At 70.7% G+C, this 19,835-nt stretch carries 7 protein-coding genes; all 7 read right to left on the reverse strand.

What is annotated here, in order from left to right; translation table 11 throughout:
• Nucleotides 1–14: 14 nt before the first annotated feature.
• Nucleotides 15–1,688 (reverse strand): response regulator, encoded by a 1,674-nt coding sequence (locus tag ACK4SE_RS02965; RefSeq protein ID WP_409688559.1) that lies wholly within the window; start codon nucleotides 1,686–1,688, stop codon nucleotides 15–17.
• A complete protein-coding gene (locus tag ACK4SE_RS02970; RefSeq protein ID WP_409688562.1) occupies nucleotides 1,685–3,184 on the reverse strand; it encodes an ATPase domain-containing protein in 1,500 nt (499 codons plus the stop codon). Before ACK4SE_RS02970 ends, ACK4SE_RS02965 begins: the two co-directional genes overlap by 4 nt.
• Before the next feature lie 101 nt (nucleotides 3,185–3,285).
• A complete protein-coding gene (locus ACK4SE_RS02975; protein ID WP_409688564.1) occupies nucleotides 3,286–3,831 on the reverse strand; it encodes an arylesterase in 546 nt (181 codons plus the stop codon).
• A 17-nt stretch (nucleotides 3,832–3,848) separates the two neighbouring features.
• Nucleotides 3,849–4,082: a hypothetical protein gene (locus ACK4SE_RS02980; RefSeq protein ID WP_409688567.1), complete on the reverse strand. Its 234-nt coding sequence runs from the start codon at nucleotides 4,080–4,082 to the stop codon at nucleotides 3,849–3,851.
• Between the two features lie 93 nt (nucleotides 4,083–4,175).
• Nucleotides 4,176–4,439, reverse strand: coding sequence for a DksA/TraR family C4-type zinc finger protein (locus ACK4SE_RS02985; protein ID WP_409688685.1), 264 nt, complete (start codon nucleotides 4,437–4,439; stop codon nucleotides 4,176–4,178).
• Between the two features lie 141 nt (nucleotides 4,440–4,580).
• Complete coding sequence (locus ACK4SE_RS02990; RefSeq protein WP_409688570.1) at nucleotides 4,581–18,002, reverse strand: hypothetical protein; 13,422 nt, start codon at nucleotides 18,000–18,002, stop codon at nucleotides 4,581–4,583.
• A gap of 634 nt (nucleotides 18,003–18,636) precedes the next feature.
• The gene (locus tag ACK4SE_RS02995; protein WP_409688573.1) at nucleotides 18,637–19,695 is read right to left on the reverse strand and encodes a helix-turn-helix domain-containing protein; all 1,059 of its coding nucleotides are present in this window, start codon (nucleotides 19,693–19,695) and stop codon (nucleotides 18,637–18,639) included.
• Nucleotides 19,696–19,835 lie beyond the last annotated feature (140 nt).

Genomic DNA, 19,835 nt, shown 5'->3' on the forward strand with positions numbered 1-19,835 from the left:
CTGCAAAAGCAGGTTCAGCTTGCTGGCGCCATGCACCGATCCATCGCCTCGGCCAACTCGCTGCGGGTGTAGGGCTTGCGCAGGATCATGGTCGGATCCGTGTCGCGAAAGGCCTCGGCGTCGGCATAACCGGTTACGAAAACAACAGGAATTCCCGGGTGATGCTTGCCGATCTCACGGGCCAGTTCACGCCCGTTCATGCCGGGCATGGCGAAGTCCATGAGCACGGCCCTGGGTTCCTGCCCCTTGGCGAAATGCTCAAGCGCCGCACCCCCGCTGCCGGCCTGAACCACCTCATAGCCCAGTTCCCCGAGGTAGCCGGCGGCGACTTCGCGGACGGCGTCGTCGTCGTCCACGACTAGCACCCGGCGCTGCTCACCCCGTCGGGGCATGTGCCGGACCGGGGGCGGCTCAGAACGCCCGACTTCGGCTTGAGCTCGGGGCAGATAGACCTCAATGGTGGTCCCTTCCCCGACCGCCGAGACGATCTTCACCCCGCCTCCGGCCTGTTTGGCCAGTCCAAAGACCTGACTCAGGCCCAGTCCAGACCCCTGGCCGACCGGCTTGGTGGTGAAGAAGGGTTCGAAGGCCTTGGCCAGCACGTCTTCGCTCATGCCGGAGCCCGTATCCGTCACCGACACCACCACGAACTCGCCGGCCGGCAGGTCATCCTGGCCCCGGTCAAGCGCCACGTTACGCGTGCGGATGGTCAGGGAGCCGCCCACGTCCATCGCATCGCGGGCGTTGATCGCCAGATTCAGGATCACCAGCTCGATCTGGGTCGGATCGATCATGGCCGGCCACAGATCGTCGGCAAGGTCCGGCGGCAGGATCTGCACGCTGCCCCCGATCGAACTGGCCAGCAGGTCGCGCATACCGGTCACCGTCTCGTTGAGATCGACCGGCCGCAGCTCCAGCTTCTGGCGTCGCGAGAACGCCAGCATCTGCGCGGTCAGCGTAGCCCCCCGCCGCGAGGCCTCCGCCATCATCTCCAGCCGCCGGGTCAGCGCCGGGTCCGAGACCTTCTTCTGCATCTGCTCCACATTGCCGAGCACGACCGTGAGCAGATTGTTGAAGTCGTGGGCCACGCCTGATGTCAGCTGACCGATCGCCTCCAGACGTTGGGCCTGACGAAGCGCGGATTCCACCCTCTCCCTTTCGATGATCTGCGCGGCAAGCTGGCGGTTCGCGGATTCGAGCTCGGCGGTGCGCTCGCGCACGCGCCGCTCCAGCAGGGCCTCGGCCCGGCGGATGTCCTCCATGCGCTCGCGCGCCTCGTACTGACGCCGACGCCCGCGCAGGGCCGTCTGGACCGCGCTGACGAGGGTGGTGGGGTGGAACGGCCGCTCGAGAAAGGCGGCGTTGCCCAGCAGGGTCGAGGCGCGCTGCGCAGCGGGATTGCGCTCGATGCTGCCGCCACGAACGGTCAGCAGCAAAAACGGGAAATCGGACCAGGGCGGCTGGGCGCCGATCCAGTGCGCCAGCGGCGCGAGGTCGGCGCTGCGCAATGCCTCGTCAGCGACCACAGCTGCGCCGGCCTCCCTCTCCATTTGCGCGATCAGGTCAGGCAGATCAGCGCAAATCTCGGCTGCAATCCCCGCTTCACGCAGAATCGCCTGGGCGATATCCGCGTCACGACCCTTTGGTGCCAGGATGAGCGCCCGTTCCGACAGGGCCTGCGGGCTCATGCGGGGGCGTCCCGCATCAACGGCGACCCGGCCCCAAAGAAGTCGGGCACGCCCCGGAGAACGCCATGGAGACCAGTCAACGGCTCGCCCAGCGTCAGGCCGTCCTCGGTGATTGTGTATTCGCGGATGGCCTTCTCGTGCTGGCCCGACCGCTTCTTGATCACCGAGGCCGCGCGCCGCACCGTTCCGGCCGACTCGAAGTAGCGGAGCAGCACCACCGTATCCGCCAGATAGGTCACGTCCACCGGCGCCGACAGACTGCCCACGAGGCCATGCTGGGCGACCGTGAGGAAGGTCGAGGCGCCCTGGCGGTTCAGATACTGCAGCAGCTCGCGGATATGCAGGATCAGGAACTGCTCCTCGGGCATGGCCACCCGATAGCCGTTCAGGCTGTCGATCACGACCGTCTGGATGTTCTGCTCGCTGACGCAGCGCTTGACCCGGGTCGCGAACTCGCCGGGCGACATCTCGGCCGCATCGACCTGTTCGACGATCAGCGTCTCATCCCGCTGAAGGGCCTCCAGATCGATGCCCATGCCGCGCATGCGATCGAACAGCAAACCCAGTTCTTCATCGAACAGGAACAGGGCGGCCCGTTCTCCACGGGCGATTGCAGCGACGGCGAAATGGATGGCGAACAGCGACTTGCCGGTGCCGGCCGGGCCGAGGATCAGGGCGCTGGACCCCCGCTCGATGCCACCGCCCAGAAGCGTGTCCAGCTTGGAAATTCCGCTGGAGACGGCGATGCGGTCAAAGGCGACGCGGTGCTCGGCGGCGACGATGCGAGGAAACACCTCCAGCCCGCCGCTCCGGATGACGAAGTCGTGGTAGCCGCCCCGATACTTGCGAGCGCGATACTTGATCACACGAAGCCGCCGCCGCTCAGAGCCGTATTCCGGGGCCAGCTCCTCCAGCTGGATGACGCCATGGGCCACGCTGTGGACCGTCTTGTCGTTCACGTCGGTGGTGAGGTCGTCCAGCAGCAGCACGGTGGCGCCGTGATTGGCGAAGTAGTGCTTCAGCGCAAGGACCTGGCGACGGTACCGCAGCGAACCCTGCGCCAGAAGGCGAATCTCCGACAGGCTGTCGATAACGATCCGGGTGGGCTTCACCCGCTCCACAGCGTCCAGGATCAGTCGCGTCGTCTCTCCCAGTTCGAGATCCGAAGAATACAGCAGGCTCTGCTGCTGATCCTCGTCCAGCAGACTCTCGGGCGGCACGAGCTCGAAAATCTCCACCCCATCCAGGGACCAGTCGTGGGACCGCGCTGTGCTGCGCAGTTCCGCCTCGGTTTCCGACAGGGTGATGTAGAGGGTCGCTTCACCCCTGGCGGCGCCCTCCATGAGGAATCGCATGGCGCCTGTGGTCTTGCCCGTTCCCGGGTTGCCCTCCAGCAGGTAGACCCGGTCCCGATCCAGGCCGCCGCCCAGGATGTCGTCGAGTCCGGAGATTCCAAACTTGGCCTGTGTCGTGGAAGGGTCGGCAGGTGACGGCATGCGCTTTCTCGCTTCAGCTAGACTGTTAAACGCCGGTCTGGCTGGAACGGTTGCCTCATTGTAGGCGGCGGCGCGGGTCTCCACACACCCGCATGCCTACGTCAGGCGCTTGCGGGTTGGCGGCGCAGCACATCGGCCACCCTGGGCGCCAGCCGGCGCGCCATGAAGGCCACGCCCTCGGCGTTCGGATGAATGCGGTCCGCCAGCGCATAGGCGGGGTTCATGGCGATCCCTTCCAGCAGAAAAGGATCAAGCGCGGCCCCATGGCGGTCGGCGACGTCCCGAAAAACACCGTCGAAGCTCATGGCGTAATAGCCGAACCAGGGCGGCGCGCGCATGCCGCACACCATGGCCGGAATGGATCGCGCCTTCAGGCGCGAAAGGATGGCGTCCAGATTGGACCGGACCCGATCCGGCGCGACCATCTGCATCAGGTCGTTGGCGCCCAGCGCCACGATGCACAGTTCGGTGTCTCCCGGAACATCCCGATCCACCCGGCGCAGGCCGTCCGCCGTGGTGTCTCCGGATACACCGGCGTTCGTCACGCTGGCAGGCAGGCCCAGCACGCCAAGTTGTTCACAAAGCCGGACCGGCAACGCCTGACTCGCGCGCAGGCCATAGCCGGCTGTCAGCGAGTCCCCGAGCATTGTGATCCGGACACCGATCACGCCGCCTCGGCCTCTATGGAAAAGGGCTCCGGCGGAAAGCCCAGGGCAGGATTGGACAGGACGGTCACGCTGCGCTCGCCCGCGTAAAGCGCGATGGTCTCATAACCCGGCCATTGCGTGAGCAACCGCTTCATCGCCACTTCTGCGGCGGCGTCGTTCTCCGCAGCGAGGACTACAATATCGCGGACCGGAACACCCGGCAGGCTCACAATGCAGAAGTAGGAAATCACTGGGTACTCTCCGGGTCCGCGCCGAAACGGCGCAGGGCTCGGGCGGTTCCCCCTCTGCCGAAACCGTGAGCGGGCCGTGTCGGGGGGTGTCGCCTAGCGCAGCTGGCTGTCCTTGCTTCCCCTGCGGTTGATTCCCGTCGACACGACGCGGCTGTCACGCCCCGTCTGACAACGGACACAGGTGGTCGCCCCCGGTAAAGCCTTGCGGCGGGCGGCCGGGATCTCGTCGTCGCATTCGACACAATGGGTGGTGCCCTCGCCTGCGGGCATGCGCGCCCGGGCGCTCAGGACGCCATCGGCGATCGTATCGTCGATCTGATCCAGGATCGCTCCGTCCCGGGCCCATCCGCTCGCCATCAACGTCTCCGCCATTCTTCAGAAGACCTAGATGGGAATACGCAGTGATATCCAAGCGCTACGCTGTGAGAGGGCGAACGGCGGTCGGCGTCCTGGTCCGCCTCCCGAGTTCAGTGAACCCGGGAGTTCATCCGCCCCGGGTCAGAACCGGAAGCGGAAATCGAGCCCGGCGCTGTGGCTGTCGGTGCGGTCGCCGAACTCGGCGGAGTAGCGCAGGCGCATCGATACGCCGTTGTCGCCGACGATGGCGAAGTCGGCCCCGACGCGCAGCGCTTCGCGGTCCAGCGGTGTGCTGATCACCGCAGGATCGGACAGCGGACTGGCGCCCAGCATGCGGAACGGCGACTCAATCTCGTCCTCGGACTGGAAGACGCCTCCCACTGTGAAGCTCAGCACGCCCTGTGCCCCCGGCGTTTCAGAGAACACGAGGCCGAACTGCAGCTCCGGATTCAGGGTCGCGAGATACTGGGTATCGGCCAGGCGCTCGACACCGTTGCCCCCCAACCCCTCCTCGGCGAAGCCGTCCCCGTGCAGGGCGGTGACCGAGGCCTGAAGGGCGGGCCGGGCGAAGAACGAGCCGTGGCGCGCCAGATAGGCGAGATGGCCTGACACCTGGGCGTAGCGGCTTTCCGGCGAGGATGTCCCGCTCTCCGGCCCGAAGATGTTCATGGTCCGCTCGGTGTCCATCCACTGCACCCCGCCCGACACCGCGACACCCGCCTCGAAGCCGTTGGGCTGGGTGCGACGCAGGCCGAGGCCCAGATTCAGGGACTTGCCGTCAGTGAAGGCCCGAAGCCCGTCGATCCGCATGTGATCGACGTCGTCATAGCCGATGGCCGCAGCCACCGACCACAGGCCCCTGGCGGGCTGTTCAAAGCCGGCCCGCAGGCGGACGCCGTGGCTGGATGTGCCGAAATGCTCGAAATCCGCCACGCTCTCGCGCCGGGTGTTTTCAAGCCGGCTCCACACGCACTGCTCGCCAGACTGGACCACCACATTGGTGCAACCGAACAGTTCGTTCGAGAAGCTGTTGGCCGTGGCGAACTGGAGCTGCAGCGGCTCCAGGTGCGGGCTGGGGTCCATCTCGGTGAAGATGGCCGAGTAGATCTCCTCGTCGCCGGCGCGCAGGTTGCCCAGAAGAGCCGCCAGCCGGCCGATGCCGGATGCCCCCCCGGCGATCAGCGCCGAGTCGATGCTGCCGCCCAGAGCCTGACCGTTGTCGTTCAGGAAGGCCTGGCCAAAATCGCTCACGAAGCCGAGGTGCACGCCGTCGGCGTCGGCCCTGATGCTGTAATCCAGCGCCAGGGTGTCGGAGATCTCCAGCCCGTTGTCCGCCCCTGCCCCGTCGGTGGCGAAGAGGGTCACGTCGTCGTTATTCTCAAGCCAGATCAGGGTGATGTCCCCTGTCCCGTCAACCGTGGCGTCGCCGGTGACATTGACCCGGTCCGAAGCGTAGGGACCGAACGCAACGTCGAACTCCAGATGGCCGCCGGCGGTCTGGACGAAGTCGCCGTCCAGCCCGACCGTGTTGATCACCCGTGCGCCGTACATCAGGTTCGTCGCGGGATTCCCCGAGCCGTCGAGGTCCCCGAACACGTCGCCCGCCGCCAGATCGAGCGGGAAGGCCGGGGCGCCGAGCCCCATCAGGAAGTCGCCCTCGTTGATGAACACGCCCTCATCCGTGGGCTGGTCGCGCAGGTCGATGGTGTCGAAGGCGACGAACACGCCATTCCCCCCGTTGACGAAGACATTGTCGCCGCCGCCGAGGTCGATGTTGCCGATCACCACGCCGTCGTTTTCCACCCGCTCGTCGCCGGCGCCCGTCAGGATAGCCAAGCCGGAGACCGCCGAGATAGAGCCCGTGGTCTGGACCAGGTTCTGGTCGCCGCCCTCGAACACCACGCCGGCCCCGATGCCCGCGCCACCGCGGATCAGACCGTCAGACACCAGGGTGATGTCCCCGCCGCCGCTGGCGCCCAGGCTCTGGGCGAACACAGCGACGCCGTCCTCGCCGGCCGCGAACACCTGACCAGCCAGATCGAGATCGATGGCGCCGCCCGCGCCAACCCCACCGCCCGTGCCAGCGAACGCGCCGTCGACCCAGCCGCCGCCGCCGCCCACGCTCTGGGCGATGACGCCATGGGCCCCGGCGCCCAGCACGGTGATGTGCCCGGTCTGGGCGAACGTGATCGCGCCGCCGTCGCCGGTATTATCCGCGTTCAGGGTCACGGTCGGCGTCGTGAAGTCGCCGAACGCCGCGCCGCCGCCGCCGCCGATGGACTGCAGGAAAACACCGTGGGCCCGAGCACCGGAGGTGAACACCTCCCCGGTATTGCTCAACACGACCGCGCCGCCGTCGCCCGAAGCGTCATTGAAGCCGCCCAGGGTGATCTGGGGATCAGCAGCCCCGGACAGGCGCGCCTCGCCGCCCCCGGCGCCGATGGACTGCAGGATCAGACCGATGGCGCTGTCGCCCTCGGTGGCTATGCCGCCGCTGAACGCGGCGTCGATGTCGCCGCCGTCCAGTCCCGCCCCGCCGTTCGCGCCGAAGTCGACCAGCACGGGCACGCCCGCAAGGGCCGCTTGCGGCGCCATCGCCACCGAGGCCGTCGACACTGGAGAAGCAGCCGGGTTGTCGTCCTGCAGGATAATGCTGGCCGAGCCGCCGCCGCCGCCGATGCTTTGCAGGATCGCGCCCGGGGCGAAGGCCGCCGTCGTGACGATCGAGCCCGTATGGTCGAGGGTGATCTGGCCGCCGGACTCATTCAGCCCGTTCTTGCCGCCGAGCGTGACCCCGACCGGGCCGAGCAACGCCCCCTGCGGGATCGTGATGTCGATGACGGCCCGGCCACCACCACCTCCGATGGACTGCATCAGGGCGCCGGGGGTGTTCAGCCCGGTGGTGACGATGTCGCCGGAGTGGACGCTGTTGATGTCGCCGCCGTTGTTGTTCTCGCCGTCGACGCCGCCCAGGGTGGCCTCCACCCCGAGCGGGGCGGCCGGCTCCGTCCCCGGATGGGCCAGCACCGTCTTGAGGATCAGCGAACCGCCGCCGCCGCCGACAGCCTGGGTGAAGCTGCCGACCCCGTTGTCGCCCAAGGCGCCGAACGTGCCCGTGGTGTTCACCGTGACCGACCCTGCGTTCATGTCCGTGGCCCCGTCCGCGCCGGCGCGGGCCTCGACCAGCGGGTCGGCGGTGACCGTATCGCCATGGATGTCGACGAAGGGGATCCCCGGAAGACCGGTGATGCCGCTGAAGTCCAGCGTCAGGGTGCCGCCGCCGCCGTTGATGCTCTCGGCCTTGATGGCCATGGAGCCGTCGCCCAGCACGGTGATGTCGCCGGAGTGGTTGACCACCACCTCGCCGCCCGCGCCGCCCGTCCCACCGCCCAGGGCGCCGACCAGGGCCGACAATCTGGTTGACAAGGCCAGGGTGGAGACTTCGCCGCCGAGGCTGAAGCCCATCTGGGCGTTGCCGCCGCCGCCGCCTATGCTCTGCGCCACGATGCCGTGAGCGCCTGCGCCGCGCGTTATGATCCGGCCCGAGTTGTTGACGGTCACCAGACTGCTGTCGCCGCCGTCACCGCCGGTTCCCCCGATGGTGATCAGCGGGGTGCTCGTCGCCGCCCCGATCAGACCGGCTGCTGTGATGGCCAGACCGCCGTTGCCGCCGCCGCCGCCGATGGACTGCGCCAGGATGCCGTGGGCGCCGGCCCCGGTGGTGTCGATCAGCCCGTCGTTGCTGACGGTGACCACGCCGCCGGTGTTGCCCGTGCCGCCCGTGCCCCCCACCGTCAGGCCGGCGACGAAGCTGTCAGACCCGCTGCGCAGCCCGGTGATGGAGATGACAGACGATCCGTTGCCGCCGCCGCCGCCCAGGCTCTGGGCGAAGATGCCGTAGGCGTCCGCTCCGCGGGTGACGATCTGGCCGGTGCCGTCCACGCCCGTGGTGTGGTTGGTCACCGTCACCGCGCCGCCCACGCCGCCGTCGCCGCCCGAGCCGCCGAAGTTCATGACGACCCGGTGGCTCTGCTGGTCGGCGCCGGTGCCGCCGGCCACCACGTCGAGCACGATGCCCGCGTCGCCGCCGCCGCCGCCGATGCTGTTGGCGCTGATGCCCGCGGCCGCGCGGCCTTGAGTGTAGATCAGGCCTTCGTTCAGGACATTGACCGCTCCGCCCGCGCCGCCGGTTCCGCCCTGCCCGCCGATGTTGAGGTCGATGGAGTCGTTGCTGCGGGTGCCCTGGGCGCGGAAATTGATCGCCGCGCCGCCCACGCCGCCGCCGCCGCCGATAGACTGGGCGCGGATGCCGAACGACAGCTCACCCTCGGTGGCGATCACGCCCGTGTTGACGACGTCAACGAGATTGCCGACCGCGCCGGTTCCGCCCGTGCCGCCGACATTGACCGACGCCGTTCGGGTGGTCGTGCCGGCGGGCACGCCGCCGACCTGGATGGCGATGGTGCGGGCGCTGCCCGCCAGGCCGCCGCCGCCCCCGACCGACTGGGCCAGAATGCCGTCAGACCGGTCGCCGAGGGTCACGATTTGCGCGGCGTTATCGACATGAACCTCCCCGGAGGTCGCGCCCACGCCGCCTGCGCCGCCGACCGCTACGCTGGCCGCCCCGGCTGCGCGGAAGATCACGTTGCCGGCGCTGCCGCCCGTGCCGCCGCCGCCGCCGACGGACTGGGCGTGGATGCCGCGTGCGTCGTCACCGCGGGTGGTGATGTCGCCGTCGGCGATGACCGCGACGTCGCCGCCGGTGGCGCCGACGCCACCGTCGAGGCCCACAGCGACCGAGCCGCTGTAGGAGGCCGCATCCGCCGTGCCCGGGCTGCGGGTGCCGGTCGCCCCGACAACCACAGCGCTGCTGGCCCCGCCGCCGCCGCCGATGGACTGGGCGAAGACGGCCGTGGATTCATCGCCGGTGGTGTCGATGACGCCGTCCACATTGACGTCCACATTGCCGCTGGCGCCGCCCGTGCCGCCCTGGCGCCCGACCGTCACGCTCAGCGCATTGGCGGCCCGGAGACCCAGGGCCATGTCCAGCGAGGTATTGCCGCCGCCGCCGCCGATGCTCTGGGCCCTGACACCGTTGGAGGCCCGGCCGGCGGTGATGATCGTGCCGACATGGTCGACCGTCACGTCGCCGCCCGTGCCGCCGGCCCCGACGGCGCCGCCCACGGCCAGATTCAGGGCCGTCGTGTCCTTGAGTATGCCGAAGCCGATGTTGAAGTTGGCGTCGCCGCCCCCGCCGCCCACGGACTGCGCCACCAGACCGGCGCTGTTTACGCCGGAGGTGATGATATCGCCGTAGTGGCGGACCGAAACGTCGTCGCCGCTGCCGGCGCCGGCGCCGCCGCCGCCGACCGTGATCAGCGCCGCCAGCGAGTTGGTGGTCGGGCTGCTGGTGGTCACAGCGAAGGTGAAGTTCATGCCGGCGCGGCCGCCGCCGCCGCCGATGCTCTGGGCCACCAGGCCGTCCGAGTTGTCGCCGAAGGTCCGGATCAGGCCGGAAGCCGTGGTCTCAACGCCCCCTGCCGTCTCATAGCCGCGGACGACATCGACCGTGCCGCCGTGACCGCCGGATCCTCCCGAACCGCCCACGCCGATGGCGGCCGGTTGTCCGAAGGGCGCGACCACCCCGGTGACGCTGATGCCGCCGATGCCGCCGCCGCCGCCGATGCTCTGCGCCAGAATCCCAACAGAATCACCGGCGTATTCAATGGATTCCCACGGATCTTCGTCCGGGAGGGCGTCCGCGCGCGCCTGGGCGTTGACGAAGATGTTGCCGACGCTGTCGACCATGACGTCGCCCGCGTCCGCGCCGGCGCCGCCCGTGCCCCCGACCCCGACTGCGATGGCCACGCCATGGGTCCGGGTGTCGCTACGACCGAGGTGAACGTCCGCAGAAACGTTCAGCCCCCCCGATCCGCCGCCGCCGGCCACGCTCTGGGCCAGCAAGCCGATCGACTGGAAGCCCTGCACCAGAATCTGGCCATTATGGCGCGCACTCACGTCGCCGCTGATGTTGCCCGCGCCGCCGAAGCCGCCCAGGCCGAAGGTCAGGGAGGGCTCACGACTCGCCGGGTCGGCGCTGACGCCGCCGGAGATGTTGATGGCGCCCGCGCCGCCGCCGCCGCCGATGGACTGCACCATCATGCCGCGCGAACGCGCCCCGGTGGCGAACAGGTCCGCGTCCACATCGGCCCACACGTCACGACCGACGCCGCCGGCCCCGCCAAAGCCGCCGACTCCGGCGGTCAGAACCCCGTTCATGGCGAAGCCGCCGGAGATGTTGATGCCGCCGACGCCGCCGCCGCCGCCTACCGACTGGGCGATCACCGCCGAACGGTCATCGCCGATGGCGCTGACCTGCACCCGGTCCGCGCCCGGCGCCTGAACCGTGAGGTCGACGTTACCCGCGTCGCCGCCGGAACCGCCGAAACCGCCCACGCCGATCGACACCGACCGGGCCGCGTGGGAGCCGCCCGGAACCACCAACGAGACCTGGCCGGTGACATTCAGGCCGCCCGAGCCGCCGCCGCCGCCGATGCTCTGGGCGACGACCCCGTGAGAGCCGTCTGCGATGGACTGATAGGCCGGCCGCTCGATGGTCTCGAACGTGCCGGGCACGATCTGGTTGACGATGTCAGTGATCGCATCCGGCAGCGGGGAGGTCTGCGAAATCGCCTCCACGATGGTGACCGCACCCGCCCCGCGGGCGTGGACATTGCCGGTCACGACCGCCGTCACGTCGCCCGCGTCGCCGCCGCCGCCGCCGAAGCCGCCGAGGCCGAACCCGAGCGAGCCGGCTGCGCCGCCGGAGGACGCCGTCAGGCCGCCCGAGACATTGATCCCGCCGTTGCCGCCGCCGCCGCCCACGCTCTGGGCCATGACGCCGTCGGAGTTCTGGCCGTCAGTCGCGGTGTCGCCGGTGCGGATCAGGGATACGTCGCCCGCATCGCCGCCGACGCCGCCGAACCCGCCGATGCCGATCGACCCCGTGCCGGCGGTCCCGGTGCTGAGCGACAGGGCGCCGGTGACGTTCAGACCACCATTGCCGCCGCCGCCGCCCAGGCTCTGGGCGATCACCGCGTCGGCGTTCACGCCGGAGGTCGCATAGTCGCCGATGACCGTGGCGTCGACCGCGCTGGCGTTGCCGCCGCCGCCGGCGAAGCCGCCGATGCCGATGCCGATGGCGGCTGCGGCGCTGTTGTTGACGGCGAAGGCCACCGCCCCGGTGACATTCAGCCCGCCGTTGCCGCCCGCGCCGCCCAGACTCTGCAGCATCGCGCCATAGGACTCGTCGCCCGAAGTGGTGACGTCGCCGGTCAGCACGCCGGTGACGCTGCCCGCGTTGCCGCCGCCGCCGCCGAACCCGCCCAGGCCGAAGCCAAGCGTGCCGCTGCCGCCGGTCGAGGCGCTGAGCCCCCCGGTGATGTTGAAGCCGCCGTTGCCGCCGCCGCCGCCCACGCTCTGCAGCAGGGCGCCGTAGGATTCCCGGCCGACGGTGTCGATGTTTCCGGTCAGGTAGGCATCGACCGACCCGGCGTCCCCGCCATCGCCGCCGAAGCCGCCCACGCCGACGCCCAGATTGCCGGCCGCGCCGCTGGCGATCGACAGGCTGACGCCCCCGGTGATGTTGAAGCCGCCGTTGCCGCCGCCGCCGCCAAGGCTCTGATAAGTCGCGCCAAAAGACCGGTCGCCGAAAGTCAGGATGTCGCCCTCGACGCCGCCGGTCACCTCACCGGCGTCACCCCCCAGGCCGCCGAAACCGCCCACGCCGACCATCAGGTTGCCGGCCGCGGCCTTGGCGCCGGTGATGCCGCCGGTGATGTTGAAGCCGCCGTTGCCGCCGCCGCCGCCCACGCTCTGGACCAGCACGGCCGAGGCGTCATCGCCTCCGGTGCGGACGTCGCCGGTGATCTCGCCGGTCACTTTGCCGGAATCGCCGCCGTCGCCGCCGCCGCCGCCGATGCCCACGCCCATGTTGCCGGCCGCGCCCTTGGCCAGAGACAGTCCCGCCGTCACGGCGAAGCCGCCGTTGCCGCCGCCGCCGCCGATTGACTGCGCGACAACCGCGCGCGAGCCGTCGCCGGTGGTCTGGGCCGCGATCAGGGCGTTCGTCGGGTCGAGCACGCCGTCATTGAGCCGCAGGGTGACCGAGCCGGAGTCGCCCCCGCCACCGCCCATGCCGCCGATGCCGACGCCCAGCGTCCCCGCACCGCCAGCCGAGAAGGCCACATTGCCGGTGATCGCAAACGAGCCGTTGCCGCCGCCGCCGCCCACGCTCTGCGCCAGCACGCCGTCGCTGCCGTCGCCTGCCGTCTGGATCAGGCCGGTGATGTCCACATTGACGTCCCCGCCGGCCCCACCGTCGCCGCCGCCGCCGCCCACGCCCAGGCTGACCGAGCCGGATCCGCCGGCGCTGCCGGCGATGCCGCCCGAGACGGTGAACCCGCCGTTGCCGCCGCCGCCGCCGACCGACTGGTAGGTGACCGCCGTCGAGCGGTCCCCCAGGGTCGTGACGTCGGAGGTGACCACGCCCCGGACGTCTCCGCCTTCGCCGCCGCCGCCGCCGAAGCCTCCGACCCCGATCATCAGGTTGCCGGCGCCGCCCTTGGAGCCGGAGATGCCGCCCGCGACGCTGAAGCCGCCGTTGCCGCCGCCGCCGCCGAGGCTTTGGGCGAAGATGCCGGTGGCGTCGTCGCCGGTGGTCAGGACGTCGCCGTTGACGTCGGCGATGACCACGCCGCCGTCCCCGCCGTCGCCGCCGCCGCCGCCGACACCCACGCCCACATTGCCAGCCGCGCCCTTGGCGCCCGAGATACCGCCTGTAACGGCGAAGGCGCCGTTGCCGCCGCCGCCGCCCACGCTCTGGACCAGAATGGCGCGCGCATTGTCTCCGGCGGTGTGCGCCGCCAGCAGCGCGTTGCCTGCATCGGCCACACCCGTGTTGACGCGCAGGGTGGCGCCGCCGGCGTCGCCGCCGCCGCCGCCAAAGCCGCCGACCCCGATGCCGACGGTTCCGGCACCTGCGGCCGCGCCGGCGATGTTGCCGACCACGGCGAAGCCGCCGTTGCCGCCGCCGCCGCCGATTGACTGCGCCACGACGCCGTCGCTGTTCAGCCCTGCAGTCCGGGCCGCGCCCAGGACGTCGAGGGTGACGTCGCCCGACCGGCCGCCCACGCCGCCCGAGCCGCCCACGCCGACGCTCGCCGCGCCCGCGCCGCCGCCGCTGGCTCCGATCGAACCCGCGACCGCGAAGCTGCCGTTGCCGCCGCCGCCGCCCACGCTCTGGGCCACGATGGCGTCCGCCTCCTCGCCCAGGGTGGTGACGTCCCCGGTGACCGCAGCGTCGACCTGGCCGCCGAGGCCGCCGCCGCCGCCGGATCCGCCGATGCCCACCGACACGCCCGCGCCCACGGCGCCGCCGCCGCCGATCGAGCCTGCGATCGAGAACCCGCCGCTGCCGCCGCCGCCGCCCACGCTCTGGGCGAGGAAGCCGCCGGACTGGTCGCCGGTCGTCGTGACGCCGACCGCAGAAGCCGTCACCGCACCGCCGCCGCCGCCGCCGCCGCCCGCGCCGCCGACGCCCACCGACAGGCCTGCGCCGACCGTGCTTCCGGCGCCGATGGAGCCGGCCACGGTGAAGGCGCCCGCGCCGCCGCCGCCGCCGATACTCTGTAACGTCACGCCTGTGGACTGGTCGCCCGTGGTCTGCACCAGGCCCTCGGCGTGACCGATGACCGTGCCGCCGCCGCCGCCGCCGCCGCCGGCCCCGCCGACGCCCACCGACAACGCGGCGCCGACCCCGCCCGAGCCGCCGATGGAGCCGGCGACATTGAAGCCCCCGTCCCCGCCGCCGCCGCCCACGCTCTGCACCACCAGGCCGCCGGACTGGTGGCCCGTGGTCAGGATCGTCGAGCCGGACGAGCCGGTCACGTCGCCGCCTGCACCGCCGCCGCCGCCCGCGCCGCCGATGCCCACCGACACCGCGCCGCCCACCGCGCCGCCGCCGCCGATGGAGCCGGAGATATTGAATCCGCCAGAGCCGCCGCCGCCGCCCACCGACTGGATGGTGACGCCGGTCGACCGGTCGCCGCCGGTCTGCACCGCCCCCCCGACACGGCCCGTGACCGCGCCGCCCGCGCCGCCGTCGCCCGCCGCGCCCCCGACGCCGACCGCCGCCGCCACCCCGACCGTGCCCGAAATCGAGACCGCACCGGCGATGTTGAAGCCGCCGTTGCCGCCGCCGCCGCCCACCGACTGGATCAGCGCCGCGCGCGAATCGTCGCCGACCGTCAAAATGGTCCCGTCAAACAGCGCGTTGACCGTCCCGCCGACCCCGCCGGAGCCGCCCGAACCGCCGACGCCCACCGCCGCAGCGGCCGAGGCCACGCCGGCGCCAGAACCGGCGAACGAGACAGCGAAGCCGCCGTTGCCGCCCCCGCCGCCCACGCTCTGGGTCAGGAAGCCGGTGGAGAAGTCGCCCCGGGTTTCGATGGCCCCGCCCGAATTGATCTGGACGAGGCCGCCTTGGCCGCCCGTGCCGCCGCTGCCGCCGACGCCGACCGAGAAGGCGGCTGCCGCGGTCTCACCCGCCGCGAAGGAGAACGCCGTCGCAAAACCGCCGTTGCCGCCGCCGCCGCCCACGCTCTGCGCGAACACGCCCTGCGAAAAGTCGCCCTCGGTAAGGATGATTGCGTCGCCGTTCAGATTGACTTCCCCGCCAACGCCGCCCAAGCCGCCTGAGCCGCCGATGGCGATGCTGGCGCCGATGCCGTAGCCGGCCGAAGCCTGTGCCGCGAAGCCGCCATTGCCGCCGCCACCGCCCACGCTCTGCGCGAACACGCCGCGCGCGCGATCGCCCCGGGTGACGATCAGCGGATCGACGAGGGTCGGCGTTCCGCCCACATTGACCAGGCTCTGCGAGAGATTGACGTTGACGACGCCTCCGGCGCCGCCGGCGCCGCCGGCGCCGCCCACGGCCGCGCCCGCGAAGGCGCTGACCGAGGCGCTCGCGCCGCCATTGCCCCCACCCCCGCCCACGGCCTGGGCGAAGATGCCGTGGGAATCGTCGCCGCCGGTGAACAGCGCGCCGCTGTGCTCGACCGTGACGATGCCGGAATTCCCGCCGCCGCCGCCGCTGCCCCCGATGGTGAGAAAGACCCCGCCGGTGGTGCCGCCGTCGCCCCCGCCGCCGCCGATTGACTGGGCTTGGATAGCGCTGGACAGATTCCCGGTGGTGGTGATGGAACCGGTGTTGATCACGTCGACGTCGCCGCCATGACTGGCCGCGCCGCCGGCGCCGCCGATCGAGACGAGACCGCCGCTGTGACCGCCCGAGCCGCCGCCGCCGCCCACCGACTGGGCGAAGATGCCGCGCGAATTCAGCCCGCCGGTTTCGATCTCGCCGCCGTGGGTGACCGAGACCGCGCCGCCGGCCCCCCCGCCGCCGCCCGTCCCGCCCAGCGACACGACGCCCCCGGAGCTGGAGCCCGAGCCGCCGCCGCCGCCCACCGACTGGGCGAACACGCCGTCGCTGCCGTCGCCACTGGTGACCACCGAGCTCGACTCTGTCGCCGTCACGGTGACCGCGCCCCCCGCACCGCCCGCCGCGCCGCCGCCGCCGAGGGAGACGACCCCGCCGACCCCGCGGGCCGCGCCACCCCCGCCGCCCACCGACTGGGCGAACACGCCGCGCGAATCCAGGCCGTCAGTGGTGACGCTGCCGCCGGTGGTGATCTGGACCCCGCCGCCCGCCCCGCCCGCATCGCCGGACGCGCCCATGGTGACGAAGCCGCCCGAAGAACCGGAATCACCGCCGCCGCCGCCGACCGACTGGGCGAACAGGCCGTAGGAATAGTCGCCGCCGGTGCCGACGAAGCCGCCGGTCTCCAGCTGGATGGTCGCTGATCCGCCCGCCCCGCCCGCACCGCCGCCGGACCCGAGCGTGACCAGGCCGCCGGCGTTGCCGCCGTTGCCGCCCCCGCCGCCCACGGACTGGGCGAACAGGCCGTGAGAGCCCTCGCCGGTCGTCACGGTGCTGGAGCCGTCGCGGGCGATGATCGAGGCCGACCCGCCGTTGCCGCCCGCGTCGCCGGAGTCACCAAAGGTGACGATGCCGCCGGAATTGCCGGCGTTGCCGCCCGAGCCGCCGATGGACTGGGCGAGGACGCCATGGGCGGTGCCGCCCGAAGTCTCGATGACGCCGCTGTGGTCGACGGTGACGTTCCCGCCATTGCCGCCGGCGCTGCCCCCGCCGCCGTCGCCTATGATGCCATAGCTGTCGCCGCCGCCGCCGGCCGCGCCGCCCAGGCTCTGGGCCAGAATACCCATGGCGCCGTCGCCGGACGTGGATATCTGGCCCGAATGGGTGACGTTGACGGTCCCGCCCTGGCCGGATGTGCCGCCGCCGCCGCCGCCGCTGGCGATGTAACCCGTGCCCCCGTCCCCGCCGCGGCCGCTACGGCTTTGGGCGAAGATGCCGTGGGACTCGTCGCCGCTCGTGACGACCGTCACCGACGCGTCGAGGGTGACCGAGCCGCCTTGGCCGGCCTGGCCGCCGCGCGCGCCGGGAATGTTGATGCCGAAGCCGTCGCCGCCCTGCCCGCCGTTGCCGCCGACGCTCGAGACGACGATACCCGGCAAGCCTGCGGAAACGGTCTCGATGTCCCCCCAGCCGCTGTCGACCACCTCATTGACCGTCGGCCCGGTGGCGCCGTTGCCGCCGTTGCTGGGCGAAACGCCGATGGTGGCGCAGCCCAGAAACGGCACACAGATCCTTACGCCGCCCCCGTCGGAGCCGTCGCCGCCGTCGTCACCCCTGCGGGCCCGGTCGAAATTGTTCGAGTCGCCCGCGGCCGTCGGGAAATTGAAGTCCGAGGCGCCTGAACCGTTCGAGCCATCCGGATCGGGGGTGACACCCGCGATCTGCCCCGACTGGTCGGTCACCACACCGAGCACGGTCGCTGCGCCGCCGCTGTCCTCGACCGTGACGGTGACGGGATTGCCCAACCCGTTGAGGACGACGGCCGTCACCTCATAGGCTTCCCCCGTCTCCGGGTCGGTGAAGATGTCGCCCACAGTCGTGGCGAGCAGAATGAAATTGCCCAGGTTGGTGCGAACGACGGCCGGGCTGATGATCTCGACCACCTCCTCGTTCAACGCGGTGACGGGGTTGAACACCGGGTCGCCGACACTGAGGACAGGAATTGCGGCCTGGACCCCGGGGGGCGTCGACAGGTCCGGCGCCGCCGCCGCCGCCGCGAGCGGCGCGGACACCGCCATGCTGGTGGCCAGGATCAGGGCGATCCTGCGGAGCGCTCGCAGCAGTCGCCGGTTGCGGACTTCGTCGGACTTGCGCGCCCGCCGACGACCGTCGACCTGGGCCAGACAGCTCGAAAGCCGGCGCAGGGCGGAAGCCAGGGCGCGGGCGTCGCTGTCCTTCCGGACCGCCAGCAGCGCGACCATCTCCTCGATCTGGGCGCGGGCTGCGTCCGCCTCGTCCTTCGGAAGTCGCTCGGGAGCCAGACCCGAGGCGAGATGGTCCACCAAGACCGCGATTCGAGATAACCGCGAGCCACTGCTGACGAGCGCGTTCATGATAGGCCCCTGATTTCCAACCACATTCGGCGCAGTCGAAAACAGGCGGCAAGACATTTCGCGTCCGAGTTGAACGCACTCGCGAAATGGGCCCCAAATTCCCCCGAACGCACCCCTTAAGAAAAAGTTAATGCAGAAACCAGCTTTATGCCACCGAAAGTTTGGACGCTTCGCTGCAACGCCCGCAGCCCACTCACGCGCGCTGAGGGCGATCGACGAAGCGGATTGTTGCTCAAAGGTGATGCTGCTGCCGGCGCCGACCGGGAATTGCCGCCAGTCGATGACCATCCCTGTCGAAATGCTGGGTGACTACGACGCTGGATGACAGGATCGGACATAAGCTTGGGCAAATGCCGGCATGGCCAGCAGGGAAACGAGCGCAAGACTTGCCGTTCCAGAGCAATGCCGCACGGATGCGCGCCGTGCTGCAGTTGGTCGCTGACCGTCTCGGCTCATGGTTTCCCCGAGCATCGCTGGAGTCAGCCGGCCACGGCCAGCCTGCTTGCCATCCCGTCGGATCGAGCGACCAACAGGCGTCTTGAATAGCTTTGAAAGCGCCCACGACCGTGCCGGCCGTGTCAAATTACTAGCCCGGCGTCGCGCGGCTCGAGTGCAAGGTGCGCATCCAGTAGGCAAATCCCGGGCCGCTGATTTCACCGGCCCCGGCATCCGGCGCCGGGGCCAGAAACGCCAGATTGCGCTCGCGAGCCGCGCGAGGCGCTATACCGAACGCCTGCCGAAACGCGCGTGCGAAGCTGGCGTCATTGACGAAGCCCCAGCGTATCGCCACCTCTCCGATCCGCGCGGACCTGGTCGGATCCGAAAGCTCAAGCGCCGCGCCGCTCAGGCGCCGGCGGCGGATATAGCGGCCCACGCCGCCCGCACTCGCAAAGAGCCGGTAAAGGCTCGCGCGCGAAATGCCCAGGGCGCGTGCGATCTGGTCCGAATCGAGGTCGGGATCCTGAATATGTTGGTCGATATAGGCGCACACTTGCCGCAACGGCGACCGCCGTTCCCCCGTCGAGCGCTGTCCGGAGCTTCGATGCGCTTCGCCGGCCAGCACCGTGCTGGTCAGAGCCGCGGTCGCCAGCGCCGCCAGCAGGGCTTCGCGCGCGTTCAGCGTCGGCACACGCCGGGACAGCGAGATGATGTACTCCGCCAGTATCCCCGCCAGCGGCGTGGTGGAAGGGACGACCATCCCATGCAGCGGCGATAGATCATCGAGCGTGGAGTACAGAGCCTCTCGCGGAATCAACAAGCTGTAATTGCAGAAGCTCGTGGCGCGTGTACTGATCGTGTCGGTGAGGTCGAAAACGCAGATGTCCCCAGCGACCACCGTGACCGGCTTGCTGCCGGCCATCCCCGAAAACCCTCCTTCGGTGTAGAGCTGAACGAGGATGTGATCCAGCCCGCTGCGCGCAACCAGCGCGGGGGGACGGTTGAAATACAGGGGTGGTCCGGAGAATACGCCAAGCATGATCGTGCCGAGATGCCAGGCGACCAAGTCGATGGGGCGTCCGGTCGGAGCGGGATCGACAAGCTCGACCCCGAAGACATCCTGCACCGAGCCGCCAAAGGCCTGAAGCGCAGCAGGTGTTCCCACCTCCCGCCCGTCGATCGCAAAACTCGGCACCTCACCCAGCATCCCGCATTCCTCTGGTTAAACCAAAGGGTAGCGGCTCGAGGGCGGCCGGGCAACGTTCCAGAAAGACGCCGCGCGATGCGGAAACGCCTTATAACGAGGCTAATCTCTCGACACACCGCTTCCCGCATTCCATGGACACC

This window comes from Brevundimonas sp. (assembly GCF_046293315.1).
Lineage (GTDB): Bacteria > Pseudomonadota > Alphaproteobacteria > Caulobacterales > Caulobacteraceae > Brevundimonas.